Here is a 3,354-nt window from a genome sequence, read left to right as displayed (position 1 = left end):
ACTTTTTTGCTGATGATATTGATTATCCTTATTCTACTGAAGAAGGAAATAATTTCGAATGGATTAGGGGACATCACCTAGGTGGGCGTTCGCTTCTTTGGCACCGCCAGAGCTATCGATGGGGCGATCTTGATTTTTCATCAAATGCCCGTGATGGTTACGGAACTGACTGGCCCGTCAGGTACAAAGATATGGAACGCTGGTATGATTATGTGGAAGAATTTGTTGGCGTTAGCGGCACTATGGAAGGGCTGGATCAATTGCCAGACGGTAAATTTTTACCGCCAATCGGTTTTAACTGTGCGGAAGATGAGTTTGCAAAAAGAATAGAAAATTCATTTGATGACCGCCGTCTAATACCGGGGCGTTGTGCTCATTTGACGGAACCATCGGATGTCCATATGGAACTTGGTAGGGGAACTTGTCAATCCCGCAATCAATGTCAACGCGGTTGTTCATTAGGGGCTTATTTTTCAAGTCAGTCAGCCACTTTGCCAGCGGCGGAACGTACGGGTAATATGACCATAGTGACGGACAGTATTGTTCATAGTGTTATTTATGATGAAAAAACGAAAAAAGCGACGGGCGTCCGCATTATTGATAGTAATACGAAAGAAAAAAGAATTTATTCTGCAAAAATTATCTTTCTCTGTGCTTCAACATTGGGGACGGCGCAAATACTGCTAAATTCAACAAGTGAGACTTTTAAGAATGGTTTTGCCAATAGCAGCGATGCGGTCGGTCGTTATTTAATGGATCATCTTGCTTTTACAGGTGCGACAGGCGAAATACATGGCTTTCAAGATCATTATTATATTGGACGAAAACCCAATAGTATTTATTTGCCTCGCTTTACAAACCTTGAACGTGATGAAGAAGACTTCTTGCGCGGGTATGCTTATCAGGGCGGAAGTGAACGACTTGGATGGTCTAGCCGCTTAAATGATAAAGGGTTTGGTGCTGAATTTAAGGAAAGCTTTAAAACACCTGGGGTTTGGGAAGTGAATCTTGAAGGGTACGGTGAAATGCTGCCCATGGCAGATAATCGTGTGACGCTACATAAAACCAAGAAAGATAAATGGGGTATGCCGCAGCTTCATATTAATGCTAAGTTCGGTGAAAATGATAAGAAAATCCGTAAAGCAATGCGTGAAGAGGCTGTAAAAATCATGCAAGCTGCCGGGCTTAAAAACATCAAAACCTATAACACTGAAGATAGCCTTGGTCTTAGTATCCATGAAATGGGAACGGCACGTATGGGCAATGATCCCCATGAAGCAGTCTTAAATGGGTATAACCAATGCCATGATGTGGATAATGTTTTTATCACTGATGGGGCAGCTATGGCCTCAAGCGCATGTCAGAATCCTTCTTTGACATATATGGCGTTTACGGCGCGGGCGGTGGATTATGCCGTTAAAAATATGAAGATGGGAAAATTATAAATGTCCGAAGAATTTGATGTTATCGTTGTGGGGTCAGGCATGTCCGGGGGCTGGGCTGCTAAGGAATTTACAGAAAAAGGATTTAAAACACTTGTCCTTGAACGAGGAAGGCACGTTGAACATCAGACGGATTATGTGGGAGAAGGACTAGGCCCATGGGAGATGAAGTTTCGTGATCGTGTTGACCGCAAATTATCAAACAGCGAATATCCCACACAAGAAAAATGTTATGCATTTTTAGACAGCACCAAACATTTTTTCGTGAACGATAAAGAACACCCTTATTCCCAAGAAGAAGGAAAAGAATTTAGCTGGATCAGGGGATATCATACGGGAGGGCGTTCTTTAACTTGGCATCGCCAAAGTTATCGCCTTGGTGATCTTGATTTTGAAGCAAATAAAAAAGATGGCCACGGTGTTGATTGGCCGATCCGGTATAAAGATATTGAAAAATGGTATGACCATGTTGAAACATTTGCAGGAATTACAGGGAATAACGACGGTATCCCTCATTTGCCAGATGGAAAATTTCAACCACCCATGGAGCTTAATTGTGTTGAAAAGGTAATTAAAGAACGCATGCAAAACTTATATGGCGATGAAAGACAGCTTATAATTGGTCGAGCAGCACATTTGACAGAACCAACTGAAGAACAACAAGCGTTAGGGCGAGGTACATGCCAAAATCGAAATCAATGTCAGCGTGGTTGTTCATTTGGTGCTTATTTTTCTAGTCTTTCTGCGACATTACCAGCAGCAAGAAATACAGGTAATTTGACCATTGTTAATAATGCAGTTGTAGAGTCGCTAGAATATGATCCTGATACTAAGAAGGCATCGGGCGTTCGTGTCATTGATGCTGAAAGTAAGGTTGGTAAAACATATAAAGCGAAAGTCGTATTTATGTGCGCATCGACCCTTGGTACAACACAAATTTTGTTGAATTCCACCAGTGAAACATTTCAAAATGGGTTTGCTAATGGCAGTGGTACATTAGGCCATTATTTGATGGATCACCTTTATGCACAAGGTGCCAGCGGTGAATTTGAAGGATTTGAAGATAAATATTACGTTGGTCGTCGTGCCACAGGTATTTATATCCCACGTTTTCAGAATTTAAATGGCAAGCAAGAAAAATATTATCGCGGATTTGGTTATCAAGGAAGTGCACAGCGCCTTGGATGGCGTGAGGGCACATCGAAAAAAGGGTTCGGTGCTGATTTTAAAGAAAGTTTTAAAACACCCGGGCCATGGACATTTAGCATTTCGGGTTTTGGTGAAATGCTGCCAGATTATAAAAATCATGTAAGCCTTCATAAAACAAAGAAAGATCAATGGGGGATACCGTTACTTCATATTGACTGTGAATATGGTGAGAATGATTGGACAATGCGCCGGGAAATTGTTGATGTTACCGTTCAAATGTTAAAAGATTTGGGACTTAAAAATGTTAAAGGGTATTTGAATGAAAATGCAAAACCCGGTATTGGTATTCATGAAATGGGTACGGCGAGGATGGGGCATGACCCGAAGACATCGGTTTTAAACGGACATAACCAATGTCATGAAGTTGATAATGTTTTTGTAACCGATGGAGCATGCATGACATCATCGGCTTGTCAAAATCCATCGCTAACGTATATGGCGCTAACGGCGCGCGCGGTTGAATTTGCATCATCCGAATTAAAATCAGGAAAGTTATAGGGAGAGCTTGGTGAGCGATCAATCCGTCATCATTTCAAAATCGGAAGAAAACCCAGCCATTGCAATTGTGAAAATCAATCGCCCAAAACAATATAATTCTCTTACCGTTGATGTTCTTGACGGTTTAATTGACGCGGCAGAAAAAATAGCAATAGATGAAAGTATACGAGCGGTGATTTTGACGGGTGAGGGTGGGTTCTTTTCG

At 41.6% G+C, this 3,354-nt stretch carries 3 protein-coding genes; all 3 read left to right on the top strand.

Annotated elements, in window-relative coordinates; all coding sequences use genetic code 11:
• A partial coding sequence (locus tag ACTF6W_RS07410; RefSeq protein WP_438993905.1) for a GMC oxidoreductase occupies positions 1-1,445 on the top strand: 1,445 nt, incomplete at its 5' end.
• The gene (locus ACTF6W_RS07405) at positions 1,446-3,149 is read left to right on the top strand and encodes a GMC oxidoreductase (RefSeq protein WP_438993904.1); all 1,704 of its coding nucleotides are present in this window, start codon (positions 1,446-1,448) and stop codon (positions 3,147-3,149) included. It begins immediately after the preceding gene.
• 10 nt (positions 3,150-3,159) lie between these two features.
• The coding region (locus ACTF6W_RS07400; protein WP_438993903.1) for an enoyl-CoA hydratase/isomerase family protein at positions 3,160-3,354 on the top strand (195 nt) is incomplete at its 3' end.

This window comes from Pseudemcibacter sp. (genome assembly GCF_965661635.1).
Taxonomy (GTDB): domain Bacteria; phylum Pseudomonadota; class Alphaproteobacteria; order Sphingomonadales; family Emcibacteraceae; genus Pseudemcibacter.
The sequence above is the reverse complement of the archived record's forward strand: the minus strand, read 5'-3'. Positions and strand labels throughout refer to the sequence as shown.